Annotated in this window: 21 protein-coding genes and 1 pseudogene; 6 read left to right on the plus strand and 16 right to left on the minus strand. The window is 66.7% G+C overall.

Going from position 1 to position 15,987, the window contains the following annotated elements:
* Window positions 1-17: 17 nt before the first annotated feature.
* A complete protein-coding gene (locus E1263_RS26855; protein ID WP_132172205.1) occupies window positions 18-842 on the plus strand; it encodes an acyltransferase domain-containing protein in 825 nt (274 codons plus the stop codon).
* On the opposite strand, the gene E1263_RS26860 is transcribed toward E1263_RS26855, so the two are convergent.
* The 3 genes from E1263_RS26860 to E1263_RS43795 all read right to left on the minus strand — a co-directional run bounded on the left by E1263_RS26860 (window position 839) and on the right by E1263_RS43795 (window position 3,039).
* Window positions 839-1,774, minus strand: a complete 936-nt coding sequence (locus E1263_RS26860; protein WP_132172207.1) for a polysaccharide deacetylase family protein — start codon at window positions 1,772-1,774, stop codon at window positions 839-841. The genes E1263_RS26855 and E1263_RS26860 overlap by 4 nt on opposite strands.
* A 320-nt stretch (window positions 1,775-2,094) precedes the next feature.
* Entirely contained in the window at window positions 2,095-2,724 is a 630-nt protein-coding gene (locus E1263_RS26865; RefSeq protein WP_132172209.1) for a DedA family protein, read from the minus strand.
* A 75-nt stretch (window positions 2,725-2,799) separates the two neighbouring features.
* A complete protein-coding gene (locus E1263_RS43795; protein ID WP_272949696.1) occupies window positions 2,800-3,039 on the minus strand; it encodes a cytochrome P450 in 240 nt (79 codons plus the stop codon).
* Window positions 3,040-3,055: 16 nt separating this feature from the next.
* Between E1263_RS43795 and E1263_RS26875 the strand changes: the two genes are divergently transcribed.
* Window positions 3,056-3,382 carry an ArsR/SmtB family transcription factor gene (locus tag E1263_RS26875; protein WP_238161571.1) on the plus strand — a complete coding sequence of 109 codons (327 nt, stop codon included), beginning with the start codon at window positions 3,056-3,058 and terminating at the stop codon, window positions 3,380-3,382.
* A complete protein-coding gene (locus E1263_RS26880; RefSeq protein ID WP_132172215.1) occupies window positions 3,372-3,800 on the plus strand; it encodes an SRPBCC family protein in 429 nt (142 codons plus the stop codon). The genes E1263_RS26875 and E1263_RS26880 overlap by 11 nt, the downstream gene beginning before the upstream one ends.
* Here E1263_RS26880 and E1263_RS26885 read toward each other — a convergent pair.
* The 9 genes from E1263_RS26885 to E1263_RS42865 all read right to left on the minus strand — a co-directional run bounded on the left by E1263_RS26885 (window position 3,760) and on the right by E1263_RS42865 (window position 10,509).
* On the minus strand, window positions 3,760-4,557 hold the full coding sequence (locus E1263_RS26885) for an ABC transporter permease (protein WP_132172217.1): 798 nt from the start codon (window positions 4,555-4,557) through the stop codon (window positions 3,760-3,762). The two genes, E1263_RS26880 and E1263_RS26885, sit on opposite strands and share 41 nt — an antisense overlap.
* Window positions 4,541-5,359 carry a 2-aminoethylphosphonate ABC transporter permease subunit gene (locus E1263_RS26890; RefSeq protein ID WP_132172219.1) on the minus strand — a complete coding sequence of 273 codons (819 nt, stop codon included), beginning with the start codon at window positions 5,357-5,359 and terminating at the stop codon, window positions 4,541-4,543. Before E1263_RS26890 ends, E1263_RS26885 begins: the two co-directional genes overlap by 17 nt.
* Entirely contained in the window at window positions 5,359-6,393 is a 1,035-nt protein-coding gene (locus tag E1263_RS26895; protein ID WP_132172221.1) for an ABC transporter ATP-binding protein, read from the minus strand. Before E1263_RS26895 ends, E1263_RS26890 begins: the two co-directional genes overlap by 1 nt.
* Window positions 6,390-7,415 (minus strand): 2-aminoethylphosphonate ABC transporter substrate-binding protein, encoded by a 1,026-nt coding sequence (locus E1263_RS26900; RefSeq protein ID WP_132172223.1) that lies wholly within the window; start codon window positions 7,413-7,415, stop codon window positions 6,390-6,392. Before E1263_RS26900 ends, E1263_RS26895 begins: the two co-directional genes overlap by 4 nt.
* A 12-nt stretch (window positions 7,416-7,427) precedes the next feature.
* Window positions 7,428-8,093, minus strand: a complete 666-nt coding sequence (locus E1263_RS26905) for a phosphonatase-like hydrolase (RefSeq protein ID WP_132172225.1) — start codon at window positions 8,091-8,093, stop codon at window positions 7,428-7,430.
* Window positions 8,090-9,193 (minus strand): TIGR03364 family FAD-dependent oxidoreductase, encoded by a 1,104-nt coding sequence (locus E1263_RS26910; RefSeq protein WP_132172227.1) that lies wholly within the window; start codon window positions 9,191-9,193, stop codon window positions 8,090-8,092. The genes E1263_RS26905 and E1263_RS26910 overlap by 4 nt, the downstream gene beginning before the upstream one ends.
* 105 nt (window positions 9,194-9,298) lie before the next feature.
* Window positions 9,299-10,000: a GntR family transcriptional regulator gene (locus tag E1263_RS26915; RefSeq protein WP_132172229.1), complete on the minus strand. Its 702-nt coding sequence runs from the start codon at window positions 9,998-10,000 to the stop codon at window positions 9,299-9,301.
* Window positions 10,001-10,080: 80 nt separating this feature from the next.
* Window positions 10,081-10,257, minus strand: a complete 177-nt coding sequence (locus E1263_RS42860) for a DUF5302 domain-containing protein (protein WP_165956757.1) — start codon at window positions 10,255-10,257, stop codon at window positions 10,081-10,083.
* 75 nt (window positions 10,258-10,332) lie between these two features.
* Entirely contained in the window at window positions 10,333-10,509 is a 177-nt protein-coding gene (locus E1263_RS42865; RefSeq protein ID WP_165956758.1) for a hypothetical protein, read from the minus strand.
* Window positions 10,510-10,594: 85 nt separating this feature from the next.
* Between E1263_RS42865 and E1263_RS26920 the strand changes: the two genes are divergently transcribed.
* On the plus strand, window positions 10,595-11,245 hold the full coding sequence (locus tag E1263_RS26920; RefSeq protein ID WP_132172231.1) for a LysE family translocator: 651 nt from the start codon (window positions 10,595-10,597) through the stop codon (window positions 11,243-11,245).
* A pseudogene (locus tag E1263_RS43800) lies at window positions 11,245-12,033 on the plus strand (phosphotransferase); the annotation flags it as partial. The gene E1263_RS26920 and the pseudogene E1263_RS43800, both read left to right, overlap by 1 nt.
* A gap of 50 nt (window positions 12,034-12,083) precedes the next feature.
* Here E1263_RS43800 and E1263_RS26930 read toward each other — a convergent pair.
* Genes E1263_RS26930 through E1263_RS26945 form a run of 4 tightly spaced genes read right to left on the minus strand, consistent with a single transcriptional unit; the run spans window position 12,084 to window position 15,207 of the window.
* Complete coding sequence (locus tag E1263_RS26930) at window positions 12,084-12,857, minus strand: class I SAM-dependent methyltransferase (protein WP_132172233.1); 774 nt, start codon at window positions 12,855-12,857, stop codon at window positions 12,084-12,086.
* 24 nt (window positions 12,858-12,881) lie between these two features.
* The gene (locus E1263_RS26935; protein ID WP_238161572.1) at window positions 12,882-13,667 is read right to left on the minus strand and encodes an ABC transporter permease; all 786 of its coding nucleotides are present in this window, start codon (window positions 13,665-13,667) and stop codon (window positions 12,882-12,884) included.
* Complete coding sequence (locus tag E1263_RS26940; RefSeq protein WP_132172235.1) at window positions 13,664-14,419, minus strand: ABC-2 family transporter protein; 756 nt, start codon at window positions 14,417-14,419, stop codon at window positions 13,664-13,666. The genes E1263_RS26935 and E1263_RS26940 overlap by 4 nt, the downstream gene beginning before the upstream one ends.
* Complete coding sequence (locus E1263_RS26945; RefSeq protein WP_165956759.1) at window positions 14,416-15,207, minus strand: ATP-binding cassette domain-containing protein; 792 nt, start codon at window positions 15,205-15,207, stop codon at window positions 14,416-14,418. The genes E1263_RS26940 and E1263_RS26945 overlap by 4 nt, the downstream gene beginning before the upstream one ends.
* Before the next feature lie 62 nt (window positions 15,208-15,269).
* Here E1263_RS26945 and E1263_RS26950 point away from each other — a divergent pair.
* The coding region (locus E1263_RS26950; protein ID WP_165956760.1) for a helix-turn-helix transcriptional regulator at window positions 15,270-15,987 on the plus strand (718 nt) is incomplete at its 3' end.

Raw genomic sequence — 15,987 nt, forward strand, 5'->3', positions numbered from 1 at the left:
TCGGTTACGGTTGCGGCGTGACTTCTGTTGACGATTACCACGCGCTGGGTTTCTCCGACGAAGACCGTGAGGACGCCGAGAAGTTCGTGGCGGATCCGGCGGCGGTCGAGGATCTCGTCAAGCAACTGCGCGCGGGAGTCGGGCATCAGGGCACCGAGCCGGAGCTCCAGATGCCGGAGGACACCCGCAACACCGTTGCAGCGCTGCTGGAGACCGTCCCAGACATCCGGAAGTATCACCACGAGCGCGGCATCCCCGACGACATCAGCTGGGCCACACTGGCTGATCTCGGCCTGCAGGTCGGCGTCAGCCGCCGTACGCATGGCAAGTACGGGCTGGCGACGCACTGGTGGTTGACGATCCATTGGGCCGGGCAGATCTACGCCCTCGGCCGGCTGCAGTACATGCTCTACCAAGTCACTGCGGAGAAGCCCGTCCCCGGGACTGAGCCCGGCGAATGGGTGGTCGGCGTGCACATCCCGGAATCGGGTCCGCTCACGCCCGAGCTCGTCGACGCGAGTCTCGCGCAGGCCCGCGAATTCTTTCCGCGGTACTTCCCGGAGTGCCCGATCAAGACCATGACGCTCAACTCGTGGCTGCTCGATCCCTACCTGCTCGACAACCTGCCGCCCGCGTCGAACATGGTCCGCTTCGGCCGCCGATTCACGCCGTACGGGACGCCTGTCGACAGCCAGGACAGCGCGATCTTCTTCACGTTCCGCAGTCACGATCTGAGCCGTCTGGACGAGTTCCCGCAGGACACCAGCCTGCAGCGGCTGGTCGTCAGCCGCATCAAGCAGGGCGATAGCTGGCAGAACGCGACTGGTTACGCCGCGTTCTAAGCAGGCCTGTACTTCGCCAGCCAGGTCGCCAGCTCGATGTTGCTCACACACCGGACGTCAGGCTGCTTGCACGTCTCGGTCACGAACGTGGTGAGCGCGTCGGAGTAGACGCTGTTGTTCCAGCGGTTGAAGTGGTTGCCGAGGAACAGCGGCGGGTTGCCCTTGGCGCGCGACCGCGCAAGAACCTGCCGGTACGTCGCCAGCACCTGCGCCCGCAGTTGCGGCACCTGCGCGACCGGCGCCTTCTTCGCCTTGGTCTGGGCGTACCAGAGGTTGTAGTCCATCGTCAGCGTGTTCTTGGTCGTCCCCGCAAGCACGACATCCTGCAGCGGGAAGTTCCACAGCCCGTCGACCTTCGTCGGCCACTTGAGGTAGCCGGTCGCCGAGGCGTCGTACAGCATGCCGCGGTACCCCATCGCCCGCCGGTACGCCGCTCTGTTGCCCTCTAGACACGGGGTCCGCATGCCCTTGACCGTGGCAGGGTCGAACGGCGCATCAACCGTCTTGTCAGCCGCGAGACTCGGGCCGGTGCGAACCATCTGGTCGAACGCGTTCAGCTCGGCAGTCCATTGGGCCGTGGTCCATTCGCCGACACCCTTCGGGCCGCAGAAGTGGCCGTTGACGTGGGTACCGATCTCGTGGCCCTCCGCGATCGCCTCGCGCAGGATCGTCGTACGGGCGAGCACTGTGGTTGGCGTGCTCCAGCCGATGTCTGACGCGCCGGGGTTGTGCAGTGGGGGTTTGTAGTCGGTGCGGTGGGCGGCCGGGTAGAGGTAGGGGCCGGAGAGGAAGAACGTCATCCGGGCGTCGACCTTGTCGGCCACGGTCCGCCAGTGGTGCCAGAGGGCGAGGTCGCCTGCGCCGTCGAAGGAGACGACCAGGAAGAGTGGCGGTTTGCCGTTGGACAGCTTCGCCGGGAACGACCGTGTCACCGGAGCGGCTGCGACACCCGGCGGACCAGAAGGCGTGGGTGTGGGGGTCTGCGTGGGTGTGGGGGTCGGAGTCGGCGTCGCGCTTGGAGTCGCCGACGGCGTCACCGTAGGAGTTGGCGTTGGCGTTGGAGTCGCGGTCGGTTGACTCGGCGCCGCCTGCCCGTTGGGAGCGACATCGGCACATCCGACCACCACCGCCGCGACGACTACCGCGGCGGCAGCGAGATTTACTGCGGGCCTCACCACACCTCTACTGACGCACGGACCACGCAGGAGGTTGGGCTGGGACACGCGGTGACGCGCAATCCCGGCCGGGGCTGTTAGGCCGCTGTGATCTTCGCTGCGCGGCGCCGATTGGCGATCCGGCGCGACGTCTCGATGACCAGGCCGATCACGAACGCCATCCCGAGGCTGAACGCGAGCGCCTTGAGCGAGTCGTGCTCGAAGGCGTCACCACCGAGGTAACCGATCAGAGCGACGTACGTGTAGGCGATCGTCACACCGGCGAAGGTGAAGACGACGAACTTCTTGAACGAGTACCGGGTTGCGCCCGCGGTGAGCGTCGCGACCATCCGGGCGCCGGGGATGTAGCGAACCGTCACCAGGATCAGGCCGCCGCGCTTGTGCAGCGCGGTCGAGACCTTCTCGTAGAGCCGCTGTCTGCGCTCCTGGCGCTTCATCCAGCGATGCAGCCGGGGGCCGGAACCGCGTCCCATCAGGTAGCAGGCGATCTCGCCGATGACGGATCCGACCATCGCGACCAGGATCACGAGCACCAGGTTCTGATGACCGGCGGCCGCGGCCATACCGGCCGTGACGACCATGCCCTCGCTCGGGATGATCGGGAAGACCGCGTCGATCGCCGCAGCCAGGAACAGCACCAGCAGCAGCCAGTGCGAGGCCATAGCCAAGCCCAGCAGGTGCCGTGCCATTTCCAGGATGTCGGTCACCCGGCCCAGGATGCCAGGTCAGGTCAAGCGACTCACAATCCCATCGCTGTGATTCGGCCGCGGTTCACCCGGTGTTCACAGCAGAACAGGCAGCGCCTGGATGCCGTTGAGCAGGAAGCCCGGCGGGCGGTCCGGCTCTTCGGCCGGATCTGCCAGGCGCAGGTTCGGGAAGCGGTCGAAGATCATCTCGAACGCGATCCGCCCCTCAAGCCGGGCCAGCGGAGCGCCCAGGCAGTGGCGGATGCCGTGGCCGAACGCGAGATGCGCGGAGTCGGGCCGGGCGAGGTCGTCTAGTTTACGGTCTTGACAAGTCACTTCACCATTTGGTGAAGTGTTGCTCGTGCTGACCACCACCTTCGGAGCCCTCGCCGATCCGACCCGGCTGGCGATCGTCGGGCGGCTGAGCCGCGGCGAGGCGACCATGGGCGAACTGGCAGAGCCGCACCGGATCACACCGCCGGCGATGACCAAACATGTCGGGGTGCTCGTCGAGGCCGGGCTGGTGACGCGGCGGCGAGTCGGGCGGACGGTCGTTTGCACGCTGCGGCCTGAGGCGTTGTCCGAGATGGAGCGCTGGCTCGATGACACCACGGCGTACTGGAACAGCACTGTCGATCGACTGGAAGAACTTTTGCGAGGGGACCACGATGGAGTCTGAGATCCGGATCGAAAGGGTGCTATCGGCAACGATCGGGAGGGTGTACGACGCGTGGACCCGGGCCGAGCTGCTGATGCAGTGGTACTGCCCGAATCCGCAGCTGGAGCTGAAGGTGCAGGCCGACGTCCAGGTAGGCGGCGAGTACGTCGTCGAGATGGGGCCGCACGTCGTGCGAGGTAGCTATCTCGAGGTGGAGCCGCCGCATCGCCTGGCCTTCAGCTGGGCCTGGGACGGCAGCTCGGACGAGCCGACCCACGTGCAGGTCGACCTGTCCGAGGTTGCCGACGGCACCTTGATGGTGCTCAGCCACACCGGCTTCGCGAACGCCGAGGACGCGGCCAATCACCAGCTGGGCTGGGATCCTGAGGTCGAGCGGCTCACTGCTCTACTGCTCGCCCCCGCAGCCGATCGAGGGTGAAGACAACCAGGACCGTGGCTGTTAGGAGTACTAGGGCTTCGGCGGCGGCGGTGAAGGTCTGGCCGCGGTCGCTCAACGCGAAGATGCTGACGGGGACGGTTCGCCAGGAGGCGGGGTAGACCATGATCGTGGCGCCGACTTCGCCCATGGAGAGTGCCACCGAGAGACCGGCGGCGGAGGCGATGGCGGGGCGGAGCATGGGGAGGCGGACCTGCCACAACACCCTTGCTGGCGATGCACCGAGGGACGCGGCGACATCGGCGTACGAGGGGTCTACGCGTTGCAGGGCGGCGGCGACGGTTCCGTAGCTGAAGGCGACCATGAGGACGAGGTGCGCGATCACGACGATCCACTTGGTGCCGTTGAGCAGGATCGGCTGCCGAGAGAACGCGACCAGCAGACCGAGACCGACAACAACCGACGGTACGGCGATCGGTAGGTGGTGGAGTGCATCGGCGACTCGCGCGACCGGGCCGGGTGCGCCGTGGGCGGCGAGTGCTCCCCAGGTGCCGACGACGACGGCGAGTAGTCCGCCGAGGAACGCGGTCTGCAAGCTGACCGACAACGAGGCGAGCTCGTCACCCGACAGGGCTTCCTGCAGATGTCCGACGGTTGGGTTCGACGGCAGTACGCCGTTCCAGGTGCCGGCGAACGCGGCCGCGATCACCACGATGAACGGCGCCAGCACGAGTACGCCGAACACCAGCGCGAACGCCGTCCACGTGAGTGCCTTACCAGGCTTAGTCCAGACGAGCACGACGACCTCCTCCTAACGCCTTACGCAGCAAGGCATAGAGCCCCAGCGACAGCACGATCTGTACGACGGCGATCGCACACGCGGCCGGATACTCGAACATCACGATGCCCTTGGTGTGGACGAGCATCGGCAAGGTGGTCGTGCCTTTCGCGCCGAGGAACAGCACGATGCCGAATTCGTTCAGCGTGAGCAGCAGCGTCAAGCTGCCACCGGCAACCATCGCCGGCCGAACCTCCGGCAGCACAACCTGGCGCAGTACCCGCCATGGCCCGGCACCGAGACTCGCGGCGACATCCAACTGGGCCCGCGGCAACCGACTCATTGCCGCCAGCAACGGCCGCATCACGAACGGGGTGTAGAAGGTGATCTCGGCCAGGACGACAGCCCATGGGGTGGTGAGGAAACCTCCGGTCCGCAGGATGCCCGCCGTACCGTAGATGAAGGTGAAGGACAGCGCGACCAGGAACGACGGCAACGCGAGCATCGTGTCGACCAGGCTGGCGACGAGCCGCGCGCCGGGGAACGGGACGAAGCTGATCACCACCGCGAGGAACGTTCCGACCAGCAGGCAACCGATCGTCGAGCAGACCGCGACCTGCACGGTCCGCACCAACGCATCGCGGAACTCGACCGACCCGAGGACCTCACCCCACGCCGGCGCCGACTCGGCGGCGACCAGCACCAACGGGTAGACAACGAGCACCGCAATCAGCAGCAGCGGCGGAACGAGCCACAGCCACCGGCGCTCACCCCGCGATTGATTGCTAACAGCAACCGTTGCGGTCAGGGCTTCGACGGCCATCAGCGGCGCTCCGCGGGAACCAGACTGCAAGCCTCGGCCGGCAGCACCATCGACACCTGCGCACCGAGTGCCGGGACCTGAAGGTCAGCCGGCAGATCGATCCGCACCGACACCTCGGGCAGCCCGTCGACCGTGCACGTCAGCTGATTGGACGACCCACGCCACTGCGTCGCGATCACACGGACCGGAACCCCTGCATCGCCAAGCCGAATCGCATGCGGACGGATGCAGAGCAGCTCCTTGCCCGGCGTCGCCCGCACTCCTGGCAGCACATGGCCGGCGACCTTGACGCCGTCGCCAAACGTCTCGACCGGCAGCAAGTTGGCGCCACCGAGGAATGACGCGGTGAACGCCGACGGCGGGGTCGCGTAGAGCTGCGCGGCCGGGGCGATGTCGACCAGGCGCGCATCACGCATCACCGCGATCCGGTCCGCCAGCGCGAGCGCCTCGGACTGATCGTGCGTGACATAGACGATCGCCACGTCCGGCACCTCGCGCCGGAGCTTCTGCAATTCGCCCAGCATGTCGGCGCGCAGTTGCGCATCCAAAGCAGCCAAGGGCTCGTCGAGCAGCAACACTTTCGGCTGAATCGCCAGCGCCCGCGCGATCGCGACCCGCTGCTGCTGCCCGCCCGACAGCTCCCGCGGGAACCGCTTCGCGAAGGACGTCATACCGACCATCTCGAGCATCTCCGCGACGCGCCTCGTGACCTCGCCCTTGGGCGTGCGAGCAGCTCGCAAGCCGAAGGCCACGTTGTCGGAAACTCTTAAATGCGGAAACAGCGCGTATTGCTGAACGACAACCCCGATCCCCCGCTTGGCCGGCGGGAGATCCGTGACGTCCTGACCGGCCAGCCGAATCCGCCCACTGCTCGGCCGGACGAAACCAGCCACAGCCTTCAGCGCGGTCGACTTCCCCGAACCCGAGGGCCCCAGCAACGCGACCGTTTCGCCGGCCGCGACCGTCAGGCTGAGCCCTTCCAGCGCAAGCGTCCGGCCGAAGTGCACCGAGACGTCATCCAGCTGGACGGTCATCCCTGCACTGCCTTCGTGTACGCGGCGACGTCGGCGTCCAGGTCGGCCAGTACGGCGTTCCAGTCCGGCGACCATGCCTCGACACCCGTCATCGACTGCTGCACGGCCTGGAAGTTGGCGTCGTTCGGCTTGACATCCGACCGGGCCGGCAGACCGAAGGCGTCACTTGCCAGTGTCTGCTGGGCTTCCGTGGTCAGCAGGTACTCCATCAACTGCTTGCCACCATCAACATTCGGCGCACCAGTCGCGAGCCCCATCACATACGGCAGCGCAATCGTGGCCTTCTTGCCATCAGCACCGGCCGGAAAGAAAACCTCGAATGCAGATTTGTCGACACTGATCGAGGAGAGGTTCATCTGAACGTCGCCGTTGGCAACCAACAGCTCCCCCTTGCTGACCTTCGGCTGCAGCTTCCCGGTCGACGCCGACGGCCCGACGTTGTTCGCCTCCAGCTTGCGCAGATAGTCCAGCGCACCCTGCTTACCCATCAGGTGCTGCAACAGCAGCAGTACGGCGGTTCCGTCACCGGCCTGACCCGGAGTCGAGTACTGCAACTTCCCCTTGAACCGCGCATCCAGCAGTTCCTCGAACGACTTCGGCGTACCGGCCTGCTTGTTCGCGATGAAGCACAGATAGTTGTCCGCGACCGCAACGTAGTCGTCCGATTTCACGCTCTTCACGTGCTCACTACCCGGTACGGCGTATTTCTGCAGCAGCCCGTCCTTCGACGCCTTCTGAATGAACGGCGGCAGGGTCACGACGACATCGGCCTGCGGATTCGACTTCTCCTTGGCCAGCCGGGAGACGACCTCGCCGGAGCCGGCCTCGACGGTCTGGACCTTGATCCCGGTCTTCGCGGTGAACGCCTCGAAGCGGGTCTTGTACCAATCGGCCAGGCCGTCGGCGGTGTAGACAGTAACGGTCTTCGCGCCACCTCCGGCAGTGGAAGCAGCGCCGGTGCCACCACAACCGGCGGCAACAGCAGTGATGAGAGCAGCAACGAGCAGGGTCTTGAGCTTCACTGTTCCGACCTGTCAGCTAAGGATCAACCCGGGCAGATCCCGGATCGACGAGAGAACGTGCGTCGCACCCGCGGCCTGGAGCTGGTCCTTGCCATGGGCACCGGTGAGGACGCCGGCCACGATCCCGGCACCGGCCGCGATCCCCGTCGTCATGTCATAGGCGGTGTCACCGGCGACAGCGACATTCGCCACCGCGTCGGCTTCCAGCTCCAGAACGGCCTTCAGAACCATGTCCGGGTACGGCCGGCCGCGGCCCGCCTGCGCCGGGCACAAAGTGAGGTCGGCCAGCTCCAGCCAGCCGAGAGCGGACAGAATCCGGTACTGCGTGGTCTGGGCGAACCCCGTCGTCAGGCAGACCTTGATCCCGGCCTCTTGGAGTCCGCGGATCACGTCCTCGGCCCCGTCGACCGGATGCAGACCTTCGTCGACAAGTTCGCCGTACGCGATCTCGAAGGCCTTGTTGGCTTGCTGCGCCGACTCCTCGGCGCCGAGCAGCGCGCGGAAGACGGTGATCTTGGATTCGCCCATGGTGGCGCGGACGTGGGCAATCATCCGGTCGTAGGCCGCGCTGCCGGATTCGATGCCCTGGGCACCGATCGCGGCAGTGAAGGCGCGTTCGACGAGACCGTCGTCGGCGACCGTCGTACCGGCCATGTCGAGCACTGCGAGCTGGATCATTTGCCGAACTCCTCGAAGCTCATCTCGGCGATCGCCGGGGACATGGTCATGCCGCGGCCACCCGGTCCCGTGACCAGGTGGACGTTCTTGGCGACCTCACGCCGTACGACGATGCCGTCGCCGCTCGTATCGATCGCTTGGGAGTAGACGCCGGCCCAGCGCTTGGTGATCTTGGGCATCGGGCGGCCGAGGATGTCCTCGACGGCCTGGGTCAGGTAGTCGTACGGATCGGACTGGACGTCGAAGTTGAACGGCTCCGCGTATTCATGGGTGTCGCCGATCGTCAGGCCGCCGTGCGTGCGCTGGACCATCAACAGCTGCATCGCGTGCTGCTGCGCGATAGTTGCCTGCGGCGCCAATGCCTCGACCGCGGGACCGCCGTACGCCGGGTAGTAGCGGAAGCTGTCCGCATCCGCTACGGCGGTAGTGAGTGGTACGTCGAGCGGTTCGGTCTGCATCATCTGCAGCCGGACGCGCCGTACCGGCAGGTCTTCGGTGAGCTCGCGGATCAGGCCGCTGTGCCAGGCACCCGTGCACAGGAACACCAGGTCGGCGCTGTGTGTCTCGTGGTGGTCGTCGGTGATCTCGCCGCTGTCAACGGTCCGCACCTCTCTCCCGCCGAGGAACTGGTAGCGCCCGGACTTCGCCAGCTCTTGGCGTAGCGCGGGGAGCACCTCGCGGGGCTCGACGATCGCATCGCGCTCACACCACAACGAGCCCAACAGGTCGCCCTGCAACGCAGGGTTGCGGTCGCGCGTCTGCTCCGCATCCAGCACCTGAAAGCCGCGCTCCGCCGCGTCGGGGCGGGCCGCGGCCTCCTTCGCGACGGCCAGCTCCTCCTCGGTCCGGCAGACCGTGAGCGACCCGTGCGGCCGGAAGCTGATCCCCGGTACGTCGGCCCACAGCTCGCGAGCCCGCAGCGCGGTTTTGATCTCGGCGCCGTCGGACCGGCCGCTGACCCAGACCAGCCCGAAGTTCCGCACACTCGCGCCGCGCGCCTCGACCTCGCGCTCGATCTGCAGGACCTCATGCCCCCGCAGTACCGCCTCGCGAGCGTGCATCGTCCCCAGCACCCCGCCACCCACCACAACCACCCGCACCGGCTTCTCCCATCATCTCGCCTGACCACCAGATTGGTCCGGACCAATGAAGAGCCTGTGCGAGGGAGGTTGCCTGCCGATGAACCGCAGGTAAAAGTTCGGTTCTTACGGGCGCAGCGTGGCGCGGAAGCCGACGCGGTCGCCGCGGTAGAGGGAGCGGACCACCTCGATGGTGCGGCCATCGGTGTCGCGGGTCTGGCGGTGCAGGAGCAGCATCGGCAGCTGCTGGGTCGCCTTGAGCAGCTCGGCCTCGCGCGGGGACGCGATCACCGTCTCGACCAGCTCCTCGCCCTCACCGAACTGGACGCCGAACTGCCCGGTCAGGCAGCGGTACAGCGAGCCGGTCGCGTCCAGGACCTCGCGCAGGGTCGGAAACCGCGCCACCGACAGGTACGTCGTCTCAAGCCCGATCGGCTGCTCATCCGCGAACAGGACCCGCTCGAGCTCGAACACCGGATCCCCCGGCGCAATCGCCAACTGCTCAGCCAGTACGTCGTCCGCCGGAATCTCGTCGAACTTGACCACCTCACGCGCCGGCACATGCCCCTGCGCTCGCAGCGCCTCGGTGTAGCTCACGAGCGCCAGCGGCTGCACGATCTTCGGCGTGGCAACGAACGTCCCCTGCCCCTGCCGGGCCCGCAACCGCCCGTCGGCGATCAGCTCCCGGATCGCCTGGCGCATCGTCCACCGCGAGACCCCGAAGTCCTTCGCCAGCACCCGCTCAGGCGGCAGACCGGACCCCTCGCCGAGCTGTTCGATCAGTTCGACCAGCCGGGTTTTGACCACGTAATGCAGCGGAACACTCACCAGCCGAGAATACCGGGGAAAGAGTCGAGCCCCGGGCGGCAACCCGGGGCTCAGGCGGATGGATGGACAGTTGGCGTATTTCAGCTGCCGGACTTGCGCCGGAACTGGCGCTTCTGCTTGTCGTTGTGCGCTTCACCGGCGCCCTGGCCCTGATTGCCGTTCCCGGGGTGGGAGTGATTGCCGGCGTTCTTCTTTTCCAGCGCTTCCCGGAACTTCTTCTGCAGATCGTCCGCCGGCTTGCTGTCGCTCTCGCTCATACCGTCTCCTTCAAACCGTCAGGCGTACGACGACACGTTAGCCGAGTGCGCGGACTGTGAGCGACCGCAATACCGTCAGGCGGTCACCGGACAGCTCGGCTGCCCGCAATCGACGTCCTCGGCGATGTCGCCGTACAGATTGTGCTCGAACTCGAAGTGGAAACAGTCCCAGTGCATGCGCTCGAAGACTTCGTAGTCCTCGCGGGTCTCCTGGACCGGCTTCCCACACCGCATACATTCCTGCTCCTCCATCCCCGCAAGGTATCCCAGCAGGCGAAAATCCCGGCCGCCCCGGTCCGGCGCGCTGTTAAGTTCGTGGCCGACGAGAGGAACTGAAATGCCGGTCAGTAGTGAGGCGTTGCTGGGGATCGCGCTGGTTGAGCTCGGGCTGGTGGTGATGCCTGGGCCGAACATGATCTATCTGATCTCGCGGTCGATCACGCAGGGCCGCCGCGCGGGGCTGACGTCGCTCGCCGGGGTCGGCGTCGGGTTCCTCGTCTACTTGCTGGCGGCAAGTGCCGGGCTGGCCACGCTGTTCGCGCTCGTCCCGGAGATCTACGTGGTGCTGAAGTTCGCCGGCGCCGCCTACCTGCTCTGGCTCGCCTGGAACGCCCTCCGCCCCGGCGGCAGCTCGGTCTTCGCGACTCAGGAGCTCGAGCCGGACAGCTCCCGCAAACTCTTCGGCATGGGCCTGCTCACCTGCCTGCTCAACCCGAAGATCGCGATTCTCTACATCTCCTTGCTCCCACAGTTCCTCGACCCGTCCCGCGGCCACCTCGGCACCCAGAGCCTGATCCTGGGGCTCACCCAGCTCGTGGTCGGGGTCGCGATGAACGCGGTCTTCATCATCACCGCGGGCTCGGTCGCCGTCTTCCTGACCCGGCGGCCGACCTGGATGCGCATCCACCGCTACCTGACCGGTACGGCGCTCGCCGTCTTCGCTATCAAGCTCGCGACAGACCGAGCCCGACCGCTCGCGACTACCTGATGCATGCCGGCCAACTGGAGATCACCGTCGGGCTCGTCGAAGGGCTGATCCGGGAGCAGTTTCCGGAGTGGCGCGAGGTCGCGATCCGCGCGGTCCCGTCGCACGGGACGGTGAACGCACTGTTCCGGATCGAGTGCGGCTCGGGTCCTTCGCCCGGGCGGCACCTCGTCGCGCGATTCCCCCTCCAGCCCGGTGATCCGGCGCGGGTTCGCCAGGAGCTTGAGGACGAGGCGGCTGCGGCTCGCCGGCTGCACGCGATCTCGCCGTACCCGACTCCCCTGCCGATCACGCTCGGCTCGCCTGGTGACGGATACCCGCTGCCGTGGGCCGTCTACACCTGGCTGGACGGCACGACGGCGTACGACGCGGATGTCGCGGGGTCAGTGGATTTTGCCGAGGACCTCGCTCGGTTCGTGCTCGCGCTGCGTGCGGAACCGACCGAGGGGCGCGTGTTCACCGGTTCGTGGCGGGGCGGCGTACTGGCTTCTCAGGACGAGTCCGTCGCCCACGGGCTGGCGCGCAGTCGCGACCTGATCGACGTCGAGGGGTTGGCGCGGTTGTGGGCTGTGCTGCGCGAGACGCCGCGAACCTCGCCTGACACGTGGACCCATCGTGACCTGATGCCGGGCAACCTGCTGGCCACCGACGGCCGGCTGGCGGGCGTGATCGACGTGGGCACGTTCACCGTCTCCGACCCGGCGATGGACCTCCAGCCGGCCTGGAACCTGCTCGATCCGGTGGCCCGAGAAGCATTCCGTACGACGGTCGGTAGCAACGACGCGGAGTGGCGGCGCGGGATGGGCTGGGCGCTCGCCCAAGCGATCGGCTGCCTCTGGTACTACGTCGAGACGAACCCGGTCATGTCCCGCACCGCCCATCGCACGTTGTCGGCGCTCCTGGCGACGAACACGAACTCCATCCCCGGCCGATCCGGCGCGTCTCGCACTTCGTCGACCACAAAGCCGTCCAGCGACACCTGATCCCGCTCGCGGAACCACAGGGTCGAGTCCGACGTGAGAACGGCGCCGTCCGAGCTGAACACGTAGGTGCCGCGAAAGCTGACGTACGGGAGGTCGACCCGGGTCAGCTCACCCCAGTTCGCCACGGTTTCCCCGCTGGGCAGCAGCACCTCGCGGTAGGTGCTCTCGCGCGTCCACTCTGCCCACTGCTCCCAGGCCTTGTACGCCGGATCGCGCGTCTCGAAGATGAACCGGCCGCCGGGCTTCAACGCCTTGAGGATGCCGGCCACTGTCGCCGCCCACTCCTCGTCGGTCAGGAAGACCTGCGCCACGTTCCCTGTCATCACGGCCAGGTCGACCTGCAGCTCCGGCAACGTTGTTGCATCGCCGTGGATCCAGCTGACCTTCTCTGCGAATTCTTTGCCCTTGGCAACCTCCAGCGAGGCTGCCGCGGGGTCCACACCGATCACGTCGATGCCGAGCCCGGCCAGCAGGCAGGCCAGTTCTCCGGTTCCGCAGCCGACGTCCAGTACGCGTTCGGCTTTGAACTCGGCCACCATCGCGACGTAGGGTTCCAGGTCGTCTCGTACCGCCGGTTCCAAGGCGTCGTACACCGCTGCCAGCCGTGGAACCGCAAACAAGTCGTCAGCCATGTCCACGCACGCTACCCACGAGGGCTAGGACGTCGCACCTGTATATCGGCGGAGGCCAGCTCGCCAAGCTAGTGCGGCCAGCCCGGCCGCGACCGCTGCCGCCAGCAACCCGGCTGCTAGCTGGCCGGCGTTCGGACCGTTGAGCAATGCGGACGACGGCACCGCGGCTATCAGAGCGAGGGGGAAGACATACGTCAGCGCGAACCGGATCGGCCTCGCGAACACGTCCGTTGGGTAGCGGCCGAGCTGCCAGGCAGAGTGGTAGAAGACATCGAGCTGGAGCTTCGGCGCCCAGAACGCCAGACAGGCCAGCAAGACGCTGAGCGCCCACGTCACCACGAGTCCGGCGATGACGAGCAGGAGCCAGCTCAGGACGCCGTACAGGTCGGGTTTGTCGGGGGCGGTTCCAATGCCCCAGCTGAGGACGCCGGCGCCGAGCACGCACTGGATCAACGCGAGAGGCGCGGAGAGCGACAGGCTTGCGAGGAACAGGCTCGGGGCGGGTTGTAGCAGGTAGGCGTCGAGTTTGCCGTTGCGGATGCCGTTGTCCGGGAACCAGGACAGGTTCGGGTCGATGAAGGCCGACCGCAGGCCGGTGATCAATTCGTACGTCCCGATCAGGACGAGGAACTCCGCCTTCGACCAGCCGCCGACGGTATCCGTTCTGGTGAACACGATCGCGACGGCGGCGATCGTCGTACCGAGACCGGTGAAGGCGAGCACCACGTCGAAGAGCAGGTTGGTTCGGAAGGCGACGCTTCGGCGTACCGACATCGAGAAGCCGGCGCCGAACAGTTGGAGGAGCTTCACGATCCCACCGCCGTGTACCGCCGGATGCCGGCTCGCCAGACCGCGGCGGCCGCGATGGTGAGCACTGCCACCCAACCGAGCTGATATCCGAGCGAACCGTCGTACTGCTTGCCTGAGGCAATCTCTGCTGGGAGACCATGCATGCCATAGAAGGGCAGCGCTTCAGCAATCCGTGCCCAACCGTCGGGCAGGAGGCCGATCGGGGCCGCCGTACCGCCGAAGAGGAAAGCGAGCTGGCTGCCGAAGCCAACGACCGGGTGCACGCGGTCGGTCCAGAACGCGGTCAGCGAAAGCAGGAACGTGAAGAGGAAGATCAGTACGGCGGCCAGCGCGATCCCGGGGATTGCCAACAACACCGATTGCCAGGCGAACGTTGTGTGCAAGGCGATTGCGGTCACCAGCACGATCGGTGCCCCGAGCAACGTCAGCCAGCCGCGGATCGCCAGGTTCTCGCCGATGACGCCCAGGACAACCGGTTGCGGACGAAGCAGTTCGTGACTGAGCGTTCCGTCGTACACGCGATTGGAGAAGGTGTGCTGCTCGAACGACTCGGTCATCAGCGTAACCAGGATGATCGCGACGTAGTAGCGGGTGATGCTCGGATCGTCCGGGTAAACGGCCGACCAGATGAACAGGCCGATCAGCGGAGCGATGACAGCCTGAACGACGAGCGTCAGCAGGAACCACCAGGCGCCGGACCACTCGAGCACCTGCTGCCGGATGCGGAAAGTGAGCAGGGACAGCGTTCTCATCGGTCTTCTTCCCGAAGGGATTCGAGCAGGTCGGCCGCGTAGGGCGAGAGGCGGGCGGACAGTTCAGCAAACGGGCCGTCGTACGCGAGCTTGCCTTGGTCGATGAGGATCAAGCGCTCGCAGAGGGACGTGACATCGGCTACGTAGTGGCTGGTCAACAGCACGGTCGCGCCGGTGGTGCGCACGTGATCTGCAATGAACCTGCGGATCTGCGCGGCCGCAGTGACGTCGAGGCCGATCGACGGTTCGTCGAGAAAGAGGACCTCAGGGCGGTAGATCAGCGCCATGGCGAGCCCGACGCGCATCCGCTCCCCGAGGCTGAGCGCGCGGAGTTGACGATCCAGTTGGAGGTCGAGGAGTTGCTGGAGCTCGTCGAGGGTACGCCGGAAGTCGGGGCGGGCGACGTCGTACAGGAGCCGTTGGTATTCGAGGCTGTCCATCACCGTCAGCTCCTGTGAGCCACCAACCGGTTGGCTGCCGCGGACGAACGCGATCCGCTTCAGGAACGGCGCCCGGCGCTGCCAGGGGGTGTCCCCGAGGACGGCGACTCGACCGGCGGTCGGGTGCAGGATGCCGGACAGGATCTTCATCGTGGTCGTCTTGCCGGCGCCGTTCGGCCCGATGAACCCGACCACCTCACCTTTGCCGATCGTGAAGGACACCTGGTCGAGTGCCTGCACGGTCTTGTACTCGCGGCGTACCAACGAACCGAGCGCCGCCCGCAGCCCGCCGTTGCGCACCGGGGCGCGATAGGACATGGCGAGCTCATCCACTTCAACAACAGTCATCCCGCGACCGTAGGAACAAAACACCACACTTGATGTCTTATTTAGGTGGCATAGTTCTTCGCATGCGCGCCGAGCGGCTCCTGCGACTCCTCCTCCAGCTACAGACCCGCGGCCGCTCCACCGTCGCCGAACTGGCCGCCACCCTCGACGTCTCGCACCGCACGGTCCAGCGTGACCTGGACGCCCTCAGCCTGGCCGGCGTCCCGGTCTACTCCACCCGCGGCCGCGGCGGCGGCTGGTCCCTGCTCCCCGACTACCGCAGTCGTCTCACCGGCCTCACGCCGTCCGAAGTCATGTCCGTCTTCGTCGGCGCCACCGCCCACGTCCTAGCCGACCTAGGCCTGGACGCCTCCGCAGACCAAGCCGTCCTCAAGCTCATCGCCACCCTCCCGGACACCTCCCGCCGCGACGCCGAGTACGCCCGCCAACGCCTCCTCATCGACCACGCCGGCTGGGACGACAGCCGCGGCAGTGTTACCTCTTTTCGGCCCCGCTGGCTAGACCTCTGCCGCCAAGCAGTCTGGGCAGAACGCACCCTCCACATCACCTACGCCGACGGCACCACCCCTTTTCCCATCGCCCCACTAGGCCTAGTAGCCAAAACCCGCACCTGGTACCTCATAGCCGCCCGCCCCGCCGGCCACCTCCGCACCTACCGCCTAAGCCGCCTAACCGCAGCCACCCTCACGGACCAGGCGTTTGTGCGTCCCCCCGACTTCGACCTGGCCACCTACTGGCACCAATCCCAACAAGCCCTCAAAGCCTCCCGCCCCACCTACC

It is taken from the genome of Kribbella antibiotica (assembly GCF_004349055.1).
Lineage (GTDB): Bacteria > Actinomycetota > Actinomycetes > Propionibacteriales > Kribbellaceae > Kribbella > Kribbella antibiotica.